This is a genomic window from Chryseobacterium sp. CBTAP 102 (assembly GCF_003201365.1).
In the GTDB taxonomy this organism is placed as follows: domain Bacteria; phylum Bacteroidota; class Bacteroidia; order Flavobacteriales; family Weeksellaceae; genus Chryseobacterium; species Chryseobacterium candidae.
On the sequence record NZ_QICX01000009.1, the window covers coordinates 1 to 17,823 of the forward strand.

Annotated in this window: 13 protein-coding genes, 1 pseudogene and 1 riboswitch; of the genes and pseudogenes, 13 read left to right on the plus strand and 1 reads right to left on the minus strand. The window is 37.5% G+C overall.

The annotated features are described in order from the left end of the window. The 7 genes and pseudogenes from C8D70_RS13205 to C8D70_RS13235 all read left to right on the plus strand — a co-directional run. Positions 1-183, plus strand: a pseudogene (locus C8D70_RS13205) (IS256 family transposase); the annotation flags it as partial. A 130-nt stretch (positions 184-313) separates the two neighbouring features. Further along, positions 314-1,780 carry a DUF5687 family protein gene (locus C8D70_RS13210; RefSeq protein ID WP_110367620.1) on the plus strand — a complete coding sequence of 489 codons (1,467 nt, stop codon included), beginning with the start codon at positions 314-316 and terminating at the stop codon, positions 1,778-1,780. Positions 1,781-1,783: 3 nt separating this feature from the next. Next, a complete protein-coding gene (locus tag C8D70_RS13215) occupies positions 1,784-2,500 on the plus strand; it encodes an ABC transporter ATP-binding protein (RefSeq protein WP_110367621.1) in 717 nt (238 codons plus the stop codon). An 18-nt stretch (positions 2,501-2,518) separates the two neighbouring features. Next, on the plus strand, positions 2,519-3,457 hold the full coding sequence (locus tag C8D70_RS13220) for a Dyp-type peroxidase (protein ID WP_110367622.1): 939 nt from the start codon (positions 2,519-2,521) through the stop codon (positions 3,455-3,457). A 122-nt stretch (positions 3,458-3,579) separates the two neighbouring features. Then, positions 3,580-4,140, plus strand: coding sequence for an RNA polymerase sigma factor (locus tag C8D70_RS13225; RefSeq protein WP_076595368.1), 561 nt, complete (start codon positions 3,580-3,582; stop codon positions 4,138-4,140). Continuing rightward, the gene (locus C8D70_RS13230) at positions 4,127-4,735 is read left to right on the plus strand and encodes a hypothetical protein (protein WP_110367623.1); all 609 of its coding nucleotides are present in this window, start codon (positions 4,127-4,129) and stop codon (positions 4,733-4,735) included. Before C8D70_RS13225 ends, C8D70_RS13230 begins: the two co-directional genes overlap by 14 nt. Before the next feature lie 30 nt (positions 4,736-4,765). After that, a complete protein-coding gene (locus C8D70_RS13235; RefSeq protein ID WP_076595370.1) occupies positions 4,766-5,806 on the plus strand; it encodes a porin family protein in 1,041 nt (346 codons plus the stop codon). Between the two features lie 75 nt (positions 5,807-5,881). On the opposite strand, the gene fumC is transcribed toward C8D70_RS13235, so the two are convergent. Then, the gene (gene fumC, locus C8D70_RS13240; RefSeq protein WP_110367624.1) at positions 5,882-7,276 is read right to left on the minus strand and encodes a class II fumarate hydratase; all 1,395 of its coding nucleotides are present in this window, start codon (positions 7,274-7,276) and stop codon (positions 5,882-5,884) included. Positions 7,277-7,853: 577 nt separating this feature from the next. On the opposite strand from fumC, the gene C8D70_RS13245 reads away from it, so the two are divergent. From C8D70_RS13245 to C8D70_RS13270, 6 genes are all read left to right on the plus strand, one after another. Continuing rightward, positions 7,854-8,603, plus strand: coding sequence for a hypothetical protein (locus C8D70_RS13245; RefSeq protein WP_146212886.1), 750 nt, complete (start codon positions 7,854-7,856; stop codon positions 8,601-8,603). 55 nt (positions 8,604-8,658) lie between these two features. Beyond that, a complete protein-coding gene (locus C8D70_RS13250) occupies positions 8,659-10,266 on the plus strand; it encodes a fumarate hydratase (protein WP_076595373.1) in 1,608 nt (535 codons plus the stop codon). Between the two features lie 93 nt (positions 10,267-10,359). After that, complete coding sequence (locus tag C8D70_RS13255; RefSeq protein WP_170872059.1) at positions 10,360-10,644, plus strand: hypothetical protein; 285 nt, start codon at positions 10,360-10,362, stop codon at positions 10,642-10,644. Between the two features lie 249 nt (positions 10,645-10,893). Continuing rightward, the gene (locus C8D70_RS13260; protein ID WP_110367625.1) at positions 10,894-13,731 is read left to right on the plus strand and encodes an alpha-amylase family glycosyl hydrolase; all 2,838 of its coding nucleotides are present in this window, start codon (positions 10,894-10,896) and stop codon (positions 13,729-13,731) included. A gap of 92 nt (positions 13,732-13,823) precedes the next feature. After that, positions 13,824-13,928: riboswitch (SAM riboswitch) on the plus strand. 92 nt (positions 13,929-14,020) lie between these two features. Next, positions 14,021-16,453 carry a TonB-dependent receptor plug domain-containing protein gene (locus C8D70_RS13265; RefSeq protein WP_110367626.1) on the plus strand — a complete coding sequence of 811 codons (2,433 nt, stop codon included), beginning with the start codon at positions 14,021-14,023 and terminating at the stop codon, positions 16,451-16,453. A 7-nt stretch (positions 16,454-16,460) separates the two neighbouring features. After that, complete coding sequence (locus tag C8D70_RS13270; RefSeq protein WP_110367627.1) at positions 16,461-17,759, plus strand: APC family permease; 1,299 nt, start codon at positions 16,461-16,463, stop codon at positions 17,757-17,759. Positions 17,760-17,823 lie beyond the last annotated feature (64 nt).

Here is a 17,823-nt window from a genome sequence, read left to right on the forward strand (position 1 = left end):
CTCAACGGAAAAATCAGAAAATACACCAAAAACAAAATGTCTTTTCCTACAGATGATGCCGTCATGAAATCAGTGTATCTCGCTTTAAAAGAAGCTACTAAAAAATGGACAATGCCAATTCAAAATTGGGGTATTGTTCTTAACCAGTTTATGCTTATTTTTGAAGAAAGGCTCAGATTATAAAATCCAAGCCCTGACTTTTTAACTTACACACTTTGTGGGATAGTGTCGTCTTTTATGAAAATTTATTTTGCTTCCGATTAAATCTGTAACATATTCTACATTATATTGACTAATGTAAAAAAACTAACATATGTTTCTAAAGTTCCTTAGGCTTGAAATCAAAAGCTTTTTTCGTGGTACATCTTTAGGGATCAATCTGACCATGAAGATTCTCCGTTTCATAGGAATTCTCTACTTTATAGGATGTCTTGTGGGCGGAGCGTTTATTGCCTTTTTCTACATTCAGGAGGAAATGCGTCAAAATCCTTTACAAGTAGTTTCAAAATTCATGATCGCCGCCTGGATTGTTGACCTTGTCCTTAAATATCTCTGGCAGGAAATTCCCACACAGAACATTAAACCATTCCTAACGATGAATATCCGGAAGAATACCTTGGTCAATTATATGCTGGCCAAGACCTTTCTTTCCGCATTCAGCTGGCTGAGTTCGTTATTCTTTATTACATTTTCACTGATTGCTGTGTTCAATGGATATAGTATTTTGGGAGTGTTATTATGGCTTACAGGGGTGATTTCATTGTTATACCTGAATAATTTTATCAACATTATTTTCAACGGTAAAGAAACCCTGGCAGTGATGATAGGAGTATGTTTTCTTGGCATAGGAGCTTTGGCATATTACAATATCGTTCCGGTTTTATCATATTCTGAGTCGGTTTTCTTTAGTTTCTATGAAAAGCCATACTTTGTACTGATCCCTGTTGTTTTGTTCGTGATACTATGGTGGATCTGTTTCCGTTACCTTCGTAATGAGTTTTATCTGGATCAGGGGCTTGAAGCGAAGAAAACAGTCGGGAAAACAGAAAACATTGCCTTCCTGAATAAATACGGCGTTATCGGGACATTCATCAATAATGATATTAAAATGTTGAGACGAAATAAAGTACCCAAAGGAATTTTGCTGGGCAGCTTTATGTTTCTGTTCTACGGATTGCTGATGTTTACTTCTTCAATGTACAAAACACCGGCAATGATGATGTTTATGGGGCTTTTTGTAACAGGAGGCTTTCAGTTTCTGTTTGGCCAGAGAGTTCCTGCTTTTGACAGTTCCTATTATCCGTTGATGATGACTCTGAATGTTCCCTACAAAGAATATTTGAAAGCAAAATGGTGGCTGATGAATATTGTAACAGGAGCTTCTGTGATTATAGCTGTTTGTTATGCCTATTTTGGGTGGGAAGTCTACGTTACATTTTTTGCCGCAGGATTATACAATATAGGGGTGAATTCTCAATTTACCTTGTGGTCCGGAGCCTTCAATAAAACTCAGATTGATCTTAATACAAAAGAAAAAAGATTGGGACAGAAAGGAAGCTTCAATATGATCGCCATGCTTCTGCTGATTCCTAAAATGCTTCTTCCGATGGGCGTGTTTGCCTTAACAAAATATATGTGGGGAATTACCGGAGGAGTAATCAGTATTGCCATTATCGGGATTATAGGATTTTTCCTGAGAGAGAAAATCTTCGATATTATCGTAAAACTTTACAAAAAAGAAAAATACAGCACACTGGATGCATTTAAAAATATAAGTTAAGCCATGATCAACATACAAAATTTATCCAAAACATACGGAACAGCAACCGTTCTTAATATTGAACACCTTGAAATTCCCAATGGGGAAACATTTGGTCTCGTAGGAAATAACGGAGCAGGAAAAACAACGCTTTTCAGCCTCATGCTGGATCTGATTCAGGCTACCACAGGATTTGTAAGCATTGATGGAATTAAAGTCAATGAATCCGAAGCCTGGAAAAATAAAGTCTCAGCCTTTGTAGACGACACCTTTCTCATTGGTTACCTTACACCGGAAGAATATTTTTACTTCATCGGAGAGCTGAGAGGCCAGAACAAGTCTTCTGTAGATGAATTCCTGAAGCCTTTCCATGATTTTTTCAATGGTGAAATCCTGAAATCCGGGAAATATGTCCGCGATCTTTCAAAAGGGAATCAGAAAAAAGTAGGGATTGTGGGAGCTATTATTGGAAATCCTGAGATTATTATTCTTGATGAACCCTTTGCCAACCTCGATCCGTCTACCCAGATCAAACTTAAAAACCTGATCAAGGAATTATCAAAACAGGATGGTGTTACTTTTCTTATTTCCAGCCATGATCTTTCCCATACCACAGAAGTCTGCAACAGAATCGTGGTGGTGAACAAAGGGCTTCTGGTAAAAGATATTCAGACCAATCCGGAAACATTGAAAGATCTGGAACAGTATTTTGCAGATCAGGTGGCAGTTTCGGATATTTAATACCACAAAAAAACAGGTATGAATACGATAGAATCACAGAATGTAACAGATTATCCTAACAGCAATACCATTTTCATGGTCTGGAAACTTAATGACAGCCCGCAGCTGAAAGGCGTTTTTCAGGAACTATGCGCTTTGGTTTTAAATCTTAATAATTCAGTGTTTAACCGTTTTCCGGACAGCAGGGCAAGCTGTGTCATGGGAATTGGTGCAGAAGCATGGAAAAAACTGGAACTTCCAACCCCTCCACCAAAGGAATTAGTGAATTTTGAAGAAATAAAAGGGATAAAACATACGGCTGTTTCCACTCCCGGAGACCTTCATTTTCACCTGAGAGCGGATAATAGAAGCCTGATTTTTGATATGGCTGTTGAGATCTCCCAATTATTAAGCTCAGTGGCAGAAAGTATTCTGGAGGTTCACGGATTCAAATATTGGGATGCACGTTCCATTCTTGGTTTTGTAGACGGAACGGAAAATCCGCATGGAGACGACCGTGATTATTTTGGAAAAATAGGAGATGAAGATCCCCAGTATAAAGGAGGAAGTTATCTTTTCGTTCAGAAATACCTTCACAAGATGGATGCCTGGAAAAGTCTTTCCACAGAAGATCAGGAAAAGGTAATCGGAAGATCAAAGGAAAATGATATTGAAATGTCTGATGCTGTAAAACCATCAAATTCGCATATTGCATTGGCGAATATCGAGGGTGAAAATGGTGAAGAACTGAAAATAGTCAGAGATAACATGCCTTTCGGAAATCCCTCTACAAATGAGTTCGGGACCTATTTTATTGCCTATTCAAGTACATTTGCAACAACAAAAAAAATGTTGACCCATATGTTTATTGGTGATCCTCCGGGAAATTATGACAGAATTTTAGATTTCAGTACAGCAGTGACAGGAACGCTTTTCTTTGTTCCTACCAGAAATATGCTTGATGAATTTTCAGGATAAAATGTAAGGCTGTCTCATTCTAAGACAGCTTTTTCTTTAATTAAATACTTCAACGAAAATTTTTTTCAAAACTTGTAACCTTTTTTTGTTTTGATTGTCTTTAGTATAGAAACAATATAAGCATGAAACTTTTGTTCGGTAATAAAAAGAATGATTTATTGAGCCTCCTGAAGAAACAGGATCCGGCTGCACAGAAGATTTTCTATGAACAGAATGTCAGGAAATTTCTGAGTGTAAGCAAAAGCTATGTGAGCGATTTGTATCAGGCGGAAGATTGTCTCATAAAAGCATTCTGTAAAATTTTTAAACATATAGAAAGCTTCAGAGGAGAATCGAATCTCGATAGCTGGGCAAGAAAAATTGTTGTGAATGAATGCCTGAACTTTATCAAAAGTCATAAAACAGTTTTCTATCTGGACGAGATCAACCCGTCTTTTCATGAAGACGTATATGATACAGAGATTGATTGTGATTTTAATGCGCAGGATCTTTTGGATCAGCTGCCTGATGCCTACAGAATGGTTTTTAACCTCTATGTGCTGGAAGGATATTCTCATCAGGAAATTGCGGATACTTTGCAGATTTCAATTGCAGTGAGCAAGACACAGCTCTTCAGAGCAAAAGAAAAATTAAGAAAGATCTATTTTCAACAACAAAAAAAAGTGAAAAATGAAAACGTCTAAAGATACTATTGAATTTCAGATCAAAAAGCAGATTGAGGAAAGAGAAATTACTCCATCAAGGGATCTGTGGTCCGAAATTGAGCTTCAGAATAACAATAATCCACATTCCGGATCAAAAATGAACTGGCTTTTAATAGCGGCTTGTCTGATTTTGACATTCAGTTTGGGAAGCGCTCTTTTTTTTCTTAATCAACCTTCAGAAACCAGCCCGGTAATTGTAAAAGAAACAGGAGAAAATACAACAGAAGAAATGATAAAAGTTCCCGCTCAGAATATTGTTCCTTTGGCAGTTCAGAATAATAAAAAGGAAGGAAAACAAACACTTTCCCAGGATAAACAAGAAGTGATTTCTCCGGTGGCAATCGGTCAGACTCAACCTATTCCTAAAGAAACTCTTCCTTTGAAGAAATTGGATATCACCCAGATTTCCAATCCTAAACTTATGGCAAAGGCCGATTCTTTAAAAACTCCGGTTAAAAAGAAAAAATATGTAGACCCATCCACGCTTCTTTTCTCAGTAGAGCATAAAGAGGTCATTGAAAAAACAAAAGATGGAAGTAATGTGGCAACTACTATTGATCTGAATGCCAGATAATGTATCCGTAAAAATTTAAAAATTAATATTATGATCAAGAAATTAATCGTAATGGGATTACTATGTTCTTTTTCAGCATCATTTTATGCACAAAAGACCTTCAATATTAATCTGTCTTCTAAAAAAGATACAGAGGTAAGCCCCATTGTAAAAGAAAAAGTAGAAGAATATGCAGCAAAAATCAATACCATTATTCAGGAAGAGAAAAAACTGATGGAAGATGAACTGTTGGTTCTACGGGCGAAAAACCTGGATAAAGCAGATTTTGACAGAGAAAAAGCTAAGATCGCAGATCGTTATTCCGAAAAAATGGATAAGAGAATTGAAGAGCTGGGATTCGATCTGGATGATGTTATTCAGAAGCAGGTAAGATATTCTCTCCTGAACACTGATGTGACTTCCAAAGAAGAGCTTAAAGAAAAATTGCTTAAAAAATTCCGTCCCAGCAGAAGCTTTACAGGATATTTCTCTTACGGAATTATGACTTTAACAAACAGTTCTCCGGATAATGAACTCGATAAAAATATAGGATACGCCAATAATCTGGAATTTGGACTGAAACTGAACTACCAGCTCAGCAGAACAAGCCCATGGGCCATTGTTTCCGGATTAGGGTTTTCATGGAGAACGGTAAGAGCAGATAATAATATGTTGTTTACAAGAAGTGCAGATCAGGGAGTTGCTTTGGGACAATACAATGGAAACCTTGAGAAAAGCAAGCTGAGAACAGGATATATCATGGTTCCTCTTGGAGTGCAGTATAATTTTTCTCAACTTAAAAATGCCGGAATGGATATCCAATACCGCAGTTATTATACCGGATTTAAGGTGGGAGCGAATGTTTACGGTGGTGTAAAAATGTCCACCAATAATATTGTAAAAGGAAATGATGGCGAAACAAGAGACCGCGGAAATTATCAGGTAAATCCTTTTGTCTATGGAGCGCAGATTACGTTTTCATACAACAGCTTCAGTCTGTTTGTGAAAAAAGATTTCAGCAACTTCTTTAAAGACAGTTATTTCAAAAATGATAAAGCGCTGATATTCGGGCTGGCTATTGGATTAGATTAAATAGATTTTTACAGCAAAATGAAAAACTCCGGGAAAGGCTCCCGGAGTTTTTGCATTGTATCAGTTATAGAATCATTATTTTAAGCTTCCTACCATATCTTCAGGTTTTACCCATTCGTCAAACTGTTCTGCAGTTAACAAACCAAGATTAATAGCCTCTTCTTTTAATGTTGTCCCGTTTTTATGGGCCGTTTTTGCAATTTTAGCTGCATTTTCATATCCGATATGAGTATTTAAAGCCGTTACAAGCATTAAAGATTTGTCTACCAGTTCTTTAATTCTCTCATGATTCGGTTCAATACCTACTGCACAATGATCGTTGAAAGAAATACATGCATCAGCAATCAATTGGGCAGATTGTAAGAAATTGTAAGCCATCACCGGTTTGAAAACATTCAGCTCATAGTTTCCCTGAGTCCCCGCAAATGAAATGGTAGTATCGTTTCCTAAAACCTGGGCACAAACCATCGTCATTGCTTCATTCTGAGTAGGATTTACTTTTCCGGGCATAATGGAAGATCCCGGCTCATTTTCAGGAATATGAATTTCCCCGATTCCGGAACGTGGACCTGATGCCAGTAATCTTATATCCTGAGCAATTTTGTATAAAGAAACAGCCAGCTGCTTTAACGCTCCGTGAGATTCAACAATGGCATCATGTGCAGCAAGGGCTTCAAATTTATTTTCTGCAGTAACAAAAGGATGTTTTGTAAATTGAGCGATATATTCCGCTACTTTTACATCATAGCCTTTAGGAGTATTCAAACCTGTTCCTACAGCAGTTCCTCCTAAAGCCAGTTCAGAAAGATGAGGCAATGTATTTTTTAAAGCTCTTAGCCCGAATTCCAGTTGAGCTGCATAACCCGAAAATTCCTGTCCAAGAGTAAGCGGAGTAGCATCCATCAGATGGGTTCTCCCGATCTTTACAACATCTTTGAATGCTTTTGACTTCTCAGCCAAAGTATTTTTTAATTTTTCCACTGCCGGAATGGTTACTTCCACTACTTTTGTATACGCTGCAATATGCATGGCAGTAGGATAAGTATCGTTCGAAGACTGGGATTTATTCACATCATCATTCGGATGAATTTCAGATTTTTCACCTAATGTTCCGCCATTATTGACATGGGCTCTGTTGGAAATCACTTCATTTACATTCATGTTCGACTGTGTTCCGGAGCCCGTCTGCCAGATCACCAAAGGAAACTGGTCATTAAGCTTTCCTTCCAGAATTTCATCACATACTTTCGCGATCATATCTCTTTTTTCCACAGGAAGCACTCCCAGATCCGTGTTGGCATAAGCTGCGGCCTTCTTCAGATAAGCAAATGCTTCAATGATTTCGTGCGGCATTGAACCTTCAGGGCCTATTTTAAAATTGTTTCTTGAACGTTCCGTCTGTGCTCCCCAAAGTTTATCTGCAGGTACCTGCACTTCTCCCATGGTGTCTTTTTCTATTCTGTAATTCATAGTGGTTGAAATTTGTATGATCTTGTATTTTTAAAGCCTTAAAAATTGTTGACATTATTAATCTTTAATGAAATAAAAAACGGTTTGATTTTATTTGGCTTCTATAAAGATACTTATAAACTCAGGATCATGCAATTTATAACCATTATAAATATTAATAATGAAGACTGATATTACTCATGTTCTTAAAATGGGTAATATATCTGTATTCATAATGGTTTTTTATTGTATTTTTGGATTTTCCCAAAAGGTAAGAAATTTTAAATCCTAAATTTTTTGCAGGGAATAGTATGGAGGTACTTCATAATAAAAACTATATAACATGAAAAATTTTCTTTGTTTACTATTTTTAGTTTACTCAATCTTTTTTAATGCGCAAGTCGCAATAGGAAGCTCTGTAACAGATCACAAGGGTAAAGTAGAAACTAAAAACTTTACACAATTCCTGAATTCTGAAACGATTTTTGTTTTCCCCCCTGTTTATGATAAATCTGTTTATGAAAAGATTTTAAAAGATACCTGGACGATCACACCTTACAAAGTATTTCTCTACGGAGAAGCTGATCTTACCGATTTCATGAGTGATAAATACTCATTTGCAACGGTGGATGGGAAGATAGTGGAGAAAAATATCTCAACATCTATCTATACTTATTTTTCTTTTTTTACATTCGATATGAAAGAAAAAACGAAAGAAATTGAGAAATTTTTAAGCAAAAGCAAAAAGAAGGAGGACTATGATTTATTTGAAAAGTATAGACAGTATGTAGGGGGATTTTATTTGTTTCAAAAAGGGGAATTAGTACAGTCATCATACGCTAATTCAATTAAAGAAACCTCTAAATTGGCACAGTCTGAAGACATATTTTTTAATTTTAAACCAGGGTTTTTGAAAAATTATTTTCAATCTGTTCAAAAAGGGATCAGTGATAAAGCGGCGAGTAGTGTGTACGATGTTTTTAAAACTCCTGAATTAAAAAAACTTCAAACAGCAACTTTATATGTGCCCAATTATATTGGAATCAAATTTAATCCCAATCTATATAAACTTGAGGATAAGGAGCGGAGCGAAGAGGATAAGGCAGATTTATTTTCAAAATATGAATTTAAATATGAATACATAGATGACAATGCATTGAGTGAAAAGATTTTGAATAATGAAGATATTTATTATTTCCGTTATGTGAGAATGAATAACGGGAAATTTTTAAATATAGTAGAAGCAAAAACAGGAAAAATTATCTACTCTGAAAGTATCTTTGGAATGTCGTACAATTTAAAGCCTGACTATATTAAAGATATTAAAACAGCAATAAAGAAGTTCTAATCTAAAATGATTCTTAGTAGTATAATTCTTAATTTTGCACAAACAAAAAAATTGAATGGATTTTAGATATCAGGATCCGTATCCTATTCAGAAAGATGATACGGTGTACAAAAAACTTACATCAGACTATGTAAAGGTGGATAAACTGGGTGACAGAGAAATTTTGACAATTGATCCGAAAGGACTGGAGTTATTGGCTGAAGAAGCAATGGCAGATGTTTCTTTCATGCTTCGTTCTTCACACCTGGAAAGCCTTAGAAGAATCATTGATGATCCTGAGGCTACCGATAATGATAGATTTGTTGCCTATAACCTTTTGCAGAATGCTGCAGTAGCTGTAGAGGGAGCTCTTCCTTCATGTCAGGATACAGGTACAGCAATTGTAATGGGGAAAAAAGGAGAAAATGTTTACACAGGAGTAGATGATGGTGAATACCTGAGCAAAGGAATCTTCAATACCTATCAGAAAAGAAACCTAAGATATTCCCAGGTGGTTCCTTTGACGATGTTTGATGAAAAAAATTCAGGATCTAACCTTCCTGCACAGATTGATATCTATGCTAAAAAAGGAGATTACTACGAATTTTTATTCTTAACAAAAGGTGGAGGTTCTGCCAACAAAACATTCTTGTATCAAAAGACAAAATCTTTACTGAACGAAAAATCTCTTGAAGAATTCATCAAAGAAAAGATTTCAGACCTTGGTACGGCTGCATGCCCGCCTTATCACTTAGCATTGGTAATCGGAGGAACTTCAGCAGAAGCCAATCTTGCAGCTGTTAAAAAAGCGTCAGCAAAATATTATGACAATCTTCCTACAGAAGGAAATGAAGCCGGACAGGCTTTCAGAGACCTTGAATGGGAAGCAAAAGTTCAGAAAATCTGCCAGGAAAGTGCCATCGGAGCACAGTTTGGAGGAAAATATCTTACGCATGACGTAAGAGTAATCAGACTTCCAAGACACGCAGCATCCTGTCCTGTAGGAATGGGAGTTTCTTGTTCTGCAGACAGAAATATCAAAGGGAAAATCACAAAAGAAGGGATTTTCCTTGAGCAATTGGAACAGAATCCGAAAAGATTCTTACCTGATACTCCTCCACACCTGGAAGAAGCTGTTGAAATTAACCTTAACAAGCCAATGCCGGAAATTCTTGCTGAACTTTCCAAATATCCGATCAAAACCAGATTAAAACTGAACGGAACATTAATCGTAGCAAGAGATATCGCTCACGCAAAAATTAAAGAAATTATCGACAGCGGGAAACCAATGCCGGAATATTTCAAAAACCACCCAATTTATTACGCAGGGCCTGCAAAAACTCCGGAAGGAATGGCTTCAGGAAGTTTCGGACCTACTACTGCCGGAAGAATGGATGTTTACGTAGACGAATTCCAAAGCCATGGCGGAAGTATGATCATGCTGGCAAAAGGAAACAGAAGTAAAGATGTTACCAATGCCTGCGGAAAATACGGAGGTTTCTATCTTGGATCTATCGGAGGGCCGGCCGCCATCCTTGCCAAAGACAATATTGTATCTGTAGATGTTGTAGACTTCCCTGAATTAGGAATGGAAGCCGTAAGAAAAATTGAAGTAAAAGACTTCCCTGCATTCATCATTACCGATGATAAAGGCAACGATTTCTTCGCAGATCTTGCCCACTAATTAGTTTAAAATTAAAATAAATAACAAAATAGAACGCTGATCTTTTGTGTAAAAAGGAAAAAAGTTCTATTTTTGCCTAAAATCTTTAAGAGAATGATAACGATATTATCAGCATTTTGGCCGTTCTACCAGTTCCTTTGGACTATATTCTTCATTACTATGTTCTTAGTAGGATTCTGGTGTATTTTCATGTTCTTCGGATTAGTAATCCCAATGTGGCTAACTGAAGGTTTGAAAGAGTATTTCGGAAAAGTAAAGCCTTTCGACCCTGAAGATATCAGAAGAAAGCTTATTTCTGAGCAGGAAGGTGTAGAAGTTATCTATAGCGAGCCTAAAGGAAACGGACCTTTCCTTCACGATCACGGACATCATCATTAATTGATTGTCATTGCTTTTTCACCTGAATTCTGAAAAAGTAATATCAAAGCAAAACAACATATATAAACCGCTTAAGCAATTAAGCGGTTTTTCTATTTATTATTTCTCAGACTTTCCGGAGATATTCGAATTTGTTTTTGAAGGGCCGCGTAAAGTTTTTTTTCTTCTGTAAATGAAATATTTGATGTACAGCGATGAAAATACTCGTTATGAAGAAAAATTTATACTATATTCGATAAAAAATAATAAATGAAAAAGTTTTATTCTGTTGTTTTTCTGCTGATTACATTGAGTGTTTTCGGGCAGATCAATTATACGATTTCTCCCAATCCATTCAATGAATCTGATGCTGTTACGCTTACGGTTCCGGGAGATCAGATTGACGAATCTGCATGGGGAGTTTCCAATAATGCCATTTACATCTGGACATGGTCGTTTGATACCAATTATCAGAATAGTCAGGATTGTCCTACCAATGGAAGCTGGAACAATTCCAATGACCTGAATAAGCTGAATTATAATGCGGTAACAGACAGTTATTCACTTACTTTTACTCCCACAGCTTTCTTTGGAAGAACAGGGATCGGAAGGTTTGGTTTTTTATTAAAAGATAAGACGGGATCACACCAGACTTTACCTGATATTTTTGTAAACGTAGGTACTTTAAGCTTAACGCTTACAAATCCATTAGTGAACAGCCTCACTTCAGTTCCTGTAGGAAATTCCATTACTATTACTGCTACAACCAGTACCAATGCAACATTTCAGTTAAAAGCAAACGGAACTGTTATCAATTCTACAACAACTCCTTCACAATCTTATTCTTACAGTTATACAGTTACTCAGGATGCCAGTATGGAACTTGTGGCAACACAGGGAACCAATTCCAAGGCTGCGGCATTCATTGTGCAGGTTCCAAGAAATGTAGTGTCCCAGTCAATACCAAACTGGATAAGGCAGGGAATTAATTATGATCCGGCAGATCCTACCAGGGTGGGATTGGCTTTATATGCTCCGGGGAAAAGTTTTGTACATGTTATAGGAAGTTTCAATAACTGGACGGTGAATGATACATATCTGATGAATAAAGATACCACAAATCCTGATCTGTACTGGATTGAGCTCAATGGAATTACCCCTCAGCAGCTCAATACTTTCCAATACAGAACCAATGATTTAAGAAAAGTAGCAGACCCCTATTCGCCGCAAATCTTATCTTCCTATGATGATCCATGGATTTCGGCTTCTACCTATCCAAACTTGCCTGCATTTCCTGCCGGACAGGGCTTTGAAGTGTCAACATTTAAAACAGGTCAGACCGCTTATAACTGGCAGGTTACCAATTTTCAAAGACCTGCGAAACAGGATCTTGTAGTCTATGAATTACTATTGAGAGACTTTACACAGGAAAAGAACTGGCAGTCATTGATCGATAAAATTGCTTATTTAAAAAACTTAAAAATTAATGCCATAGAATTAATGCCCATCATGGAATTTGATGGAAATCTTTCATGGGGATACAATACTTCCTTCCATTATGCATTGGACAAAGCGTATGGAACTCCCGAAAAATTCAAAGAATTTGTAGATCTATGCCATCAGAACGGAATTGCAGTCATTCTGGATGTAGCATTTAATCACGCTACAGGACGTTCTCCTCTGGTAAGACTCTGGAATGTAGATCCGGATGGCGATGGCTATGGAGATGTTGCGGCCAACAATCCTTACTTCAATCAGGTTCCGAAACATTCATACAACGTATTTAATGATTTTAACCATACAAGCCTTTCAACGCAATATTACGTTGAGAGATGTCTTGAGCAATGGCTGACTGAATATCACATAGACGGATTCCGCTGGGATTTGACAAAAGGATTTACACAAAGCTGTTCCGAAAATGATGAAGCCTGTACCAATGCCTATCAGCAGGACAGAGTGGATATTATGAAGCATTACGCAGACAGGCAATGGGCTATTGATCCCAACTCTTATATGATCTTTGAACATTTGGGAACAGATGCGGAAGAACAGCAATGGGCCAACTACAGAATAGCAGAAGGAAAAGGTGTTATGCTTTGGAATAAGCAGACAGATCCTTACAATCAGAATACGATGGGATATAAGGAAAACAGCAACTACGACCGTATGAATCACAGTCTTCACGGCTTCACCAATATGAGTGCTGTAGGTTATGGAGAAAGCCATGATGAAGAGAGACTGATGTTTAAAAATCTTGCCTATGGTGCTATAAACGGAAGTTACAATGTGAAAGACCTGAATACCGCTCTTGAAAGAATGAAAACCTTCGGGGCAACTTTCTTTACTATTCCAGGTCCGAAAATGATCTGGCAGTTTGGAGAATTAGGATATGAATTCAGCATCAACAGATGTGCAAACGGTACCATAGACAACGGATGCAGAACCGATGAAAAACCTGTGGCATTCACTTTAGGATATGATACCAATGCGAACAGAAAGGCTGTTTATGATACATGGGCTAAAATCATCAATATCAGAAATACCTATCCGGTTTTTAAATCTAAAACCTACAGTATAGAATCCAATAACCTTACGAATGATCCTAATGGTCTCATTACAAGAATTTATGTATATGATGCAGCTATTACAACAGGAATAAAGAATGTTGTTGTATTGGCTAATTATACTACTTCCGCACAGAATGTCGTGCCTTATTTTCCTTACACAGGTCAATGGCAGAATCTGATGGACAACAGTATTTCAAATGTAGCCTCCACAACAGCTCCAATCACTTTACAACCTGGAGAATTCAGAATCTTTGGAAATTATGCGGGCGCTTTGTCAACTGTAGATACCAATGCAGTCAACAAGCTATCCCTTCAGATTGCAGATAATCCGGTTCGGAACGGAATCGCTAAACTCATTTTCAGTAAAGCAAAAAACGGAGAGATTTCAATTTTTGATATGACGGGTAAAAAACTGGATACTTACAAACTGGATAAAGAGAATGGAGCTTATAATATGAAGGTTAATTATCCGGCAGGAACGTATCTTGTACAGCTGAAATCAGATACAGGAATAGCCATTCAAAAGATGATGATTCAATAAGCTAAAACATAGAATAATAATAAAGGCAAATTTGCAGATCAGCAGATTTGCCTTTTTTTGTAAGTTCAGAAAAATAGTCTACTTTTGCAGTAGATTTATCAAGAAAGGTGGAGGGATTTGGCCCGGTGAAACCTTAGCAACCTGCACGGTTCCAGAGTGTAAAGGTGCTAATTCCAACCCTTTGGGGGAGATAAGTGAAGTCAATACTCTATATGAATTCCATTTCTTGAAGTCTTGTGTATCTGCGGAAAGATCCGTCAGGTCCGTATTATTAATTGGCAGGAATAACATGAAAAAATTAATCACAGCTGTACTATTGCTTGGAGCAATTCTCGTAGCTGCTCAGGAAAGTGAGGAAAAAGGAAAACAGATCGAAGATATCATCATCGTCGGAAACCGAAATGTTAAAAGAACAAAGCTGGAAACGCCGGTTCCTGTAGATGTTATCAATATCGACAAGATCCAGAGAAGTTCTCCGCAAATGACCGCCCAGGATCTCCTGAATTATGTGATCCCTTCATTTAATGCAGTGAGACAGTCTGCTTCTGATGGTACCGAACATATTGACCCTGTTACTTTAAGAGGGATGGGTCCTGATCAGGTTTTAGTATTGCTTAACGGAAAAAGAAGACATACTACTTCTTTGGTGAATTATCAGAATACCGTCGGAAATGGCTCTGTAGGAACAGATTTGAGCGCTATTCCGGTTATTGCTATTGACCGGATTGAAGTCCTGAGAGACGGAGCCGCCGCACAATATGGCTCTGATGCTATTGCGGGAGTCATCAATATTATTCTTAAGAAAAATGCAGGAGCTTCGGCAAGTCTTACCTACGGATTAACCGGAAGAAATGATGGAGATACTTACCAGGCAGGAGTTAACTATGGAACCTCATTAGGAAAGAAAGAAGGTTATATTAATCTTTCCCTGCAATTAAGCCACAGAGGAAAAACCACAAGAACGCAAAATCACGATCTGGATATTTTCGGAGATAATTTCGCTTATGAATTTGCAGGTGACTCTGAAGCCGTAAAAGCTGCCAGGGCTGCGGATGATGCAGAAATTGAAAAAAGAGGATTAACGCGTGACGATTTTAATTTTCAGATCGGAGATGCCCAGATCAGGCAGGGACAGCTTTTTTTCAATTCAGAATATCCTTTTAATGATAATTTTAAACTCTATTCTTTCGGAGGTTTCAGTATTAAAGAAGGAGAAGGGTTTGGTTTCAGAAGACTTCCCAGTGAAAAGTCTAATGTGGTTTCATCCATTTACCCGAATGGGTTTCAGGCAATTCTTGGATCTCAGGTATATGATATTTCTTATGCTGTAGGAGCAAAATATAATATGAATGACTGGCTATTCGATGTAAGTAATACATTCGGGAGCAATACCTTCAATTATAATGTAAGCCATACCAATAATGCTTCCCTGGGAGCAAAATCACCAACAGGTTTTTATGGCGGAGCACACAGCTTCCTTCAGAATACGGTGAATCTTGATGTTTCCAAGAATATAAACCGTTTTAATATTGCTTTCGGGGGTGAATTCAGGTTTGAGCAATACCAGATCAAAGCGGGTGATGAAGGTTCTTATACCCAATATGACGTCAATGGAAACGTTGCCACTGAAGGATCTACAGTGTTGGGAGCAGGCGGATCTCAATCCTTTATCGGATTTTCTCCCAATAATGCCTTGAAGAAAGACAGACATTCCACCGCAGTATATGCAGATATTTCTTATGATTTAGATAAAAAACTCAATATTGACGCCGCTGCCAGGTTTGAAAATTATTCGGATTTCGGAAATACCTTGAATGGAAAACTTGCGCTACGATATGAGTTTGTAAAAAATTATGCAATAAGGGCAGCGGTAGGAACAGGCTTCAGAGCGCCTTCCCTTCAGCAGCAGTATTTCAATAATTCCTATGCGGATATTTCTAATTCCGGTTCAAAGATTGTGACCAAAGGAATATTCAGCAACGATAGCGAAGCCGCTAAAATTCTGGGATTTGATAAACTCAAACAGGAAACTTCTGTCAATGCAAGTGCAGGATTGACATTAAAACCATTAAAAGGACTGTTTATTACAATAGATGGTTATTTCATTAAAGTAAAGGACAGAATTGTGATCACCAGCAATATTACAGATCCAAGATTAGATCAGTTTAAGGTAGAAAGCGGACGTTTTTTTGCCAATGCTATAGACACAGAAACAAAAGGAGTAGATATGGTGGTATCCTATGACTGGATTCTTGGGAATGGAAAATTAAATATGAATCTTGCCGGAAACTATACGGAAACAAAAATTACAGACTTTCATTTTCCTGAAAACTTAGGAACACCTCAGGATCAGTTTTTTGGCCCGGATCAGGTCAATATCATTGAAACTCTGTCTCCAAAAACAAAAGCTTCATTAGGATTAAATTATGGAATCGGGAAATTCAGTTTTCTCGTAAGAAATACCTATTTTGGTAAAGTAATAAGAGATGGTTATCCTTTTGGAGACGTGCAGGAGTTTTCTCCAAAAGTTGTAACAGACATCAGCGTTGGGTATGATATCAACAAAAATATCAATTTTACCGTAGGTGCCAACAATGTATTTGATGTCTTCCCGGACCGTCAGATTTATAAAAATTCATATTATGGAGTATTCAAATATGCGCCGGTGCAGATGGGAACTTTGGGGAATTATTTCTTCGGAAGGCTTAATTTTAACTTTTAATCATTAAATGAGTACTGCCTCACATCAGATTGGCTGGAAAACAGCCGCAGCCATTGTCGTTTCCAATATGATCGGAACCGGAATTTTTACCACCCTGGGATTTCAGCTTTCTGATATTACCAATACCTACAGCATTTTCCTGCTGTGGAGTATCGGAGGAGTACTCGCTTTGTTCGGGGCTTTTTGTTACGCAGAACTGGGTTCCCATTTTAAAGGAAACGGAGGCGATTTTATTTATCTCAAAGAAACCTATCATCCCATATTCGGATATCTCATAAGCTGGATTTCACTCATCATAGGATTTTCCTCTCCCGTAGCGCTGGCAGCTTTGGCTATGTCAAAATATCTTTCGGTATTTGATTATAGCTTCGGAAACGGTTTTGCGATAGCTGTGATCTTTCTGGTTGCGGCCGCACTTTCATTTAGCTTGAAAACATCCAGCAGGTTTCATAACTTTTTTACCTTCATTAAGATAGCTTTTATTATTGTACTGGTTATTCTTGGAGTAGGGATTTCAAATTCACCACAGATGGGCAATAGTCTTAATTTCAGTGACAGCTGGCAGAATGAGATTATGCTTCCTGCCTTTGCGACTTCCCTGGTATTTGTGACCTATTCCTACACTGGCTGGAATTCCGCATCCTATATCGCCGGAGAAATAAAAGATGTTCAGAAAAACCTCCCCAAATCACTCATCATAGGAACTGTTTTTGTGACGGTAAGCTATATTCTGGTGAATTATATTATGCTGAAACACGCACCTGTCAATCAGCTGGCAGGAAAAGAAGATGTGATGGGAGAAGCAGCGGTCAATATGCTGGGGCCGGCTTTCGGAAAGATTGTCAATATTTTTATTGCCCTGCAGCTGGTGGCAACCATAAGCGGATACTTGTGGGTAGGCTCAAGATTAACACAGGCTTTTGCAAAATATACCTACATCTGGAAACCCTTATCTGCAGGAAACGAAAAAGGAATTCCGGTAAAAGCTGTTTTTACCCATGCCGTGATTGCAGCCATCATTATTTTAACGGGAAGCTTTAAAGAAATTTTTGTGTATACTGCTTTTATTTTACAGCTTTTCGCAAGTCTTGCAATCTCAACGGTTTTCTTCCTGAAGAAAAAAGACAGGAAAATCTTTAAATCTAATGCTTTTCATATTTTTCCGGCTGTTTTTCTGTTATTCAGTATGTATATCCTTTATTTTACATTCATTCATAATCCTAAAGAAAGCCTGATAGGATTAGGAATTATTGCAGTAGGAATTATTTTATATGTAATAGACAGAAGACTCTCCAAAAGATCTTAGAGTCTGAATTCAATATCATACACCATTTTATAATTAAGTTTTTCGCCTATCCCTTTTATTGATA